Here is a 6,036-nt window from a genome sequence, read left to right as displayed (position 1 = left end):
CAACCTCTGTGCCCAGGATCTGTATGTGGATGTGGAGCGCTGGGCCGACTTGGGCCTGTCCACTCAGATTCAAGAGCGCCTGGTCAAGCCCGGAAAGAAATCCGATGAGGTGTATTGCGGAGCCTCGAGCATTTTTCATGGCTCGAATATTCGCGCTGGGCACATGGATATTCGCGCTCAAAGCTTTGCCAGCCAAGGATGCCATATTGAGGGCTCAGGGAGCATCACGGTTCGCGCTCTTCAGCACCGCCCGGGCGTTAATACTTTTCTGGAGTCCTCTACTCTCTCTATCTTCAAGAAACCCGGCAGAGCTCGGCTCCGGTGCCGGGGTCCTTTGCGTGGAGACTTGAAGGTGAGCATGGGTCAAGGGTCCTTCCAGGCTACTGAATTTAGATCCGGCGTGAGCCTTGAGGCGGCAGAAAAGCTCCAACTGATGGCGGCTCCCGTGCAAGACAGTTATCACAAGACTCAGGTTCTGAAAAAGAATATTGTTCGAATCAAGACTCAAAGCCTTGCTGGGCAAGGGCTGAGCTACCGAAACTGCGGCGTGCATGGAGTGCTTAGAGTAGATACGCCGCTGTTGGAGATGTCAGCTCAAGGCTCTCCCCCGGCTTTAGAAATTGCTCCACGAGAGTCCTTTTGCCAGGTCCTTCAGGTTCTAGAGCCCTGTATCCAGGAGGCAACACATATAAGCACTCAGTTTAAGCCCGCCTTTAAGGCTGTCCTTGGCGTGGGCATCACGGCTCTGTCTGCGGTGCTGGCGCCTCCTTTGGTGGGGTCAGTGATTGCGGCCTCTGGTCATGCCTTTATCCAGAACTCAGGCCTGGAGTGCCTGGCTGATCACAGGCACATTCACTTTCGGGAGATGTTAAAAGACGCAGGAAAGAGTCTTGCAGTGTCTGGAGCGGGCCTGGCTTTGGGAGAAATTCTCCCCGATCACCGAGCCATCCATGCCGTTAAAAACACTGCTTTGAATTGCGCCGTTTATCAGGCCGATCCTCTTAAAGCCCTTGCGGGACAAGGCCTGGTACAAGTTTCTGGATTCCTGGCCGGGCAAATCGGGCTGGAGTATCAAAGCAAAGAACTCAACTTTCTAGAGCACAAATTGCTCCACGGAGCGCTCTCTTTGGCCTCTACACTGAGCCTGCAAGCTATAAATTCTGGCCATTTGGACTGGAGCAGAGCCTTTTTAGCCGCCGGAGCCACCATGGCAGCCGAGTCGGGCGCGGAACTCGTCATGGAAAACGTCAAGCAATTTTTGCCAAAACAGCTCCCTCAAGAGCCATGGTCCGACTATGTTGCCCGATGTCAAGAGGCGGGCTTAGAGCTGGGACGGCGAACTCAAGCCTGTATAAGAGTGCTGACAGCGGCGGGTTTGTGCTTGGCGGGCAAGGATTCCGGCGATATCATCGCCTGCGATACCGCGTCTTCAAACGCACTAGAGCACAACTTTTTGGCCAGCATTCCGGCCATCGTTTTGGATGTGGTTCAAGGTGCCAAAGATATCAAAGAGAACCTTGAGGCGGGAAACTACTGGACGGCTGGAGGGCATGCAGCGCTGACAGCAGGGTCTGTGGCACTGGATCTGGCCTCGTCAGGACTTGGCACACAAGGTCTAAAGGCTGGAGCGCGAGCAGCAAAAGCCGGAGTGCGCCTGGCAAAAAAAGCTTTTTCAAAAGAGCAAAAGGGCCCGAACACCTTGATGAAAACCGAAACAAGAAATGATGGTGGCTCTCAAGCAAAGAGAGGATCGCAAGCTGAAAATGTTTCAGCGCGAAAAAATATTGAAAAATCATCTAAAATGATTCCGGAAGAAATGCGAGTGTACGCGGAAAAATATCAAGGAGAAGGCTTATGCGTTGGAAAATACGATGACGCTCATGTGAAAGAATTTATTACTAAAAAAAAGATTGAAACCGGATTAGAGTTTGAAAAACATCACATTTATCCTCAAGCTCAAGCGAAAGAATTTAGAAAGCAAACCGGAAAAGAATTCAGAAATGATGTAGTGATTGCTATGCCAGCAGGAATGCATCAAGGAAAGGGAAGAAAATTGATTCATAAACATAATGAAAAAATTAAACATGGCCACGATCGATCAGGGCTGGCTCAGGGAATCATAGACACCCGAAAAGGTCTTCAAGAAGCGGGCTTTCACCAAGATGTAGTGAATGATGTGTGCAGTCAAGCATTACGCATGACCAAGGAAAGTGCTCCTAATAATTTCTTAGAGCGCTTACCATGTAAACCAAAAGGAGATTAATAATGAGTACACAATATATATATAAGCAACTTCGTAAAAGATCCCCCATGTGGTATGGGGAGGCACCAGAACTGTTAGATCATTTAAAAAAAATTCCAAATGTTGAATTACTGAAAGATTTGGAAAATGTATATCAGGAATGGGGAAGACTTCAAAAGCAGTATTGGGATACAAAACAAAACGACGTTAAACGTGTTCAGCAATGTGAAACGCTATTCGATTTTATCCTTCATGCAATTTTTAACCATTCAGACCCTTCTGTAATTCCAAAATTGCTGAAATACGTTCCATCAGACAATGATGATGAAGACTTGGTATGCATGGAAGATTATTCCAGTGAGCCCTTAATAAATGGAATCTGTAATTCTCGTTATTTTGGAGAATCGTATATTCCAGAACTTCTTCATTGTATTCATGAGTTACTTCCTCGAGCTACGGAAAAAACGTACGGACTTATTTTTACTATGTTGTATGATAACTTTGATTATTTTTTTGAGACGCAACCTTTGATTCAAAATCTTTATTTGGTTCAAAAAAAATATTTTAAGAAAATTTTGGATAATTTTATCCAGAAACTAAAGTTAGGATTGGATGAGTATCAAAAATCATATAACAATAACGGCGTTATTATAGCGAAAAAAAATCTAGAGCGCATTGAGTGTGTTCGTCAAGAATTTTTAAAAATATGTGAGCAGTGAGTTGGGTTTTATTGACTTGGGCCTGTCCACTCAGGTTCAAGAGCGCCTGGTCAAGCCGGGCAAGAAGTCTGATGAGGTGTATTGCGGAGCTTCGAGCACTTTTCATGGCTCGAATATTCGCGCTGGGCACATGGATATTCGCGCTCACAGCTTTGCCAGCCAAGGATGCCATATTGAGGGCTCGGGGAGCATCACGGCTCGTGCTCTTCAGCACCGTCCGGGCGTTAATACTTTTCTGGAGTCCTCTAGCTCCCCCTATATTCAAGAAACCCGGCAGAGCTTGGCTCCGGCTCCGGGGTCTTTGCGTGGAGATTTGAAGGTGAGCATGGTGCAAGGGTCCTTCCAGGCTACTGAATTTATTGACGGCGTGAGCTTGAGGGCGGCGGAAAAGCTTCAATTGCTGGCCGCTCCAGTGCAAGACAGCTATCACAAGACTCAGGTTCTGAAAAAGAACATCGCTCGAGTCAAGACCCAAAGCCTTGCTGGGCAAGGGCTGAGCTATCGAAACTGCGGCTTTAAGGGACGCATTACAGTAGACACGCCGCTGTTGGAGATGTCAGCTCAAGGGGCTCCTCCGGCTTTAGAAATTGCTCCACGAGAGTCCTTTTGCCAGGTCCTTCAGGTTTTAGAGCCTTGCACTCAAGAAGAAAAATATATAAGCACTCAGTTTAAGCCCGCCTTTAAGGCTGTCCTTGGCGTGGGCATCACGGCTCTGTCTGCGGTGCTGGCGCCTCCTTTGGTGGGATCGGTGATTGCGGCCTCTGGTCATGCCTTCATCCAGAACTCAGGCTTGGAGTGCCTGGCTGATCACAGACACATCCAGTTTAAAGCGATGCTGAAGGATGTGGGTAAAAGTCTTGCAGTTTCTGGAGCGGGCCTGGCTTTGGGAGAAATTCTCCCTGACCACCGCGCCATCCATGCCGTTAAAAACACCGCTTTGAACTGTGCCGTCTATCAGGCCGATCCTCTTAAAGCCCTTGCGGGACAAGGATTGATACAAGCTTCTGGATTTCTGGCCGGGCAAATCGGGCTGGAGTATCAAAGCAAAGAAATCAACTTTCTAGAGCACAAATTGCTCCACGGAGCGCTTTCTTTGGCCTCTACGCTGAGCCTACAAGCCGTGAACTCTGGCCATCTGGACTGGAGCAAGGCCTTTTTAGCCGCCGGAGCCACCATGGCAGCCGAGTCGGGCGCAGAACTGGTCATGAAAAACGTCAAGCAGTTTTTGCCAAAACAGCTCCCTCAAGAGCCATGGTCCGATTATGTTTCTCGGTGTCAAGAGGCGGGCTTAGAGCTGGGCCGACGAACTCAAGCCTGTATAAGAGTGCTGACAGCGACTGGTTTGTGCTTGGTGGGAAAGGATTCCGGCGATATCACCGCCTGCGATACCGCATCTGCAAACGCACTAGAGCACAACTTTTTGGCCAGCATTCCGGCTATCGTTTTGGATGTGGTTCAAGGCGCCAAAGATATCAAAGAGAACCTTGAGGCGGGAAATTACTGGACGGCCGGAGGGCATGCAGCGCTGACAGCAGGGTCTGTGGCGCTGGATCTGGCCTCGTCAGGCCTTGGCACACAAGGTCTAAAGGCCGGAGCGCGAGCAGCAAAAGCCGGAGTGCGCCTGGCAAAAAAAGCTTTTTCAAAAGAGCAAAAGGGCCCGAACACCTTGATGAAAACCGGCGAAAAAACGGGCGGCGGTACGAAAAAAAGAAGCTGCGTTAAAAAAATTCAAGAAGAACAGCGCCAAAATCGCGTGTTGATTCAGGATAAAAATGCTCCGGCGCCGGAAAATCCAGGAAAAACACGTTTACAGCGCGCCGATTTTGAGCGTGTGCAGCTGAAGGGGCAAAAACCTGTGGAACAGGTGCATCCGGAGTTTGTTCAAAAGGTTGGGCGCGCAATAAATCAATCAAAATACAAATATCGAAAATTTCTTCCTGACGGTAGAGTGAGATTTTATACAAAACATAACCCTGCAGAAGATAAAAGACCCAATGTGCGAACGAATGGAGGGTCTAATCATGTGAAAGAGCTCAATCCTGTCACAGGACAAGAACGAAACTGGACAGAATCGTATCAAAAACCAAGTCAAGTTAGGCCAAAAGAAGTAAGAGGAGGGGCACCACAAAACGATTTACATGTTATAGAAATTCATCCTAAACCCAAAAAAGATGGTAAAGAGCAGAAAGTCCAGCATTATCCGGCAACCGCTAAAGAATTAGAGCAGTTCGAAAAAGGAGAAATTCCTAAATTGAATACTAAACCTAATCCGTTAGAAAAAAATTAAAGGGAGATAAAGATGAGTGTATTAGGACAATATTACCATTGGTATGTTTTAAATGATTTTACGGCTGATAAAAAAACAAAAAATCCTCATTGGAAGGATTGTACGCGGTATTTAGCTGGGTTTTTGATGAAAGTTTTGTTGTTGAATGAGTGGAGAGAATATGATTATCCAAAAGATAAATGGACAGATAAATTTACTGAATTAGCAGATGATTTTTGGGAATTATTTGAATGGGGAAAGGATGAAATAGGGCAATTTGTTCAAGATATTATTGATAAAGAGCGTAATAAAGAAAATGGATCAGATCATTATCCGGATGATGCGTTAATTTTATATATTTCTGAAATGACCGTAATGGGAGGAGTTATTGATAGAGATGTCTTGGAGTGCAGTGGAATTTTTAACGATCTGTTTATTGGACGCAGGGACAGTTTTGAGATGTACGATCAAGAGTATTGCACTGAAGAAATCTATGACCCTTCCATGAACTGGCCCTTGCCCCGATCTCGAGGAGGCCCCCCGTACGGACGCCGGCCCTACCTGCAATCTCAAGATCCGCCGCGTAGCCAATCGGTCATCTGGGTGCCTTTTCCGATTTTACGTTTTGCCTTTTTTGCTAAGGAAGTAGCAGTATTTGGTCGGCCTTTCGAGGGCATGCAGAAAGTGGCTAAAGAGCAACTAGAGCAGCTCGATGGTCACTTTATTCATCCGGAATATTTCTACATTTTAGCAAAAGTGTTGGAATTAACAGATTGTCAAGACTCTCGTAACGCCTTGGATATCTTAGC

General features: G+C 47.0%; 4 protein-coding genes. All 4 read left to right on the top strand.

What is annotated here, in order from left to right:
- Positions 1-2,263, top strand: a 2,263-nt coding sequence (locus P618_RS08725) for a hypothetical protein (protein WP_239638269.1), incomplete at its 5' end; no start/stop codon positions are given.
- A gap of 2 nt (positions 2,264-2,265) precedes the next feature.
- Positions 2,266-2,961, top strand: coding sequence for a hypothetical protein (locus P618_RS05535; RefSeq protein WP_024161265.1), 696 nt, complete (start codon positions 2,266-2,268; stop codon positions 2,959-2,961).
- Complete coding sequence (locus P618_RS05530; RefSeq protein WP_024161264.1) at positions 2,951-5,248, top strand: hypothetical protein; 2,298 nt, start codon at positions 2,951-2,953, stop codon at positions 5,246-5,248. Before P618_RS05535 ends, P618_RS05530 begins: the two co-directional genes overlap by 11 nt.
- Before the next feature lie 12 nt (positions 5,249-5,260).
- The coding region (locus tag P618_RS05525) for a hypothetical protein (protein ID WP_040458572.1) at positions 5,261-6,036 on the top strand (776 nt) is incomplete at its 3' end.

The sequence above is a fragment of the Holospora obtusa F1 genome (assembly GCF_000469665.2).
GTDB lineage: Bacteria > Pseudomonadota > Alphaproteobacteria > Holosporales > Holosporaceae > Holospora > Holospora obtusa.
Note: the sequence above shows the minus strand (reverse complement) of the source record. Positions and strands in the feature narration are given on the sequence as shown.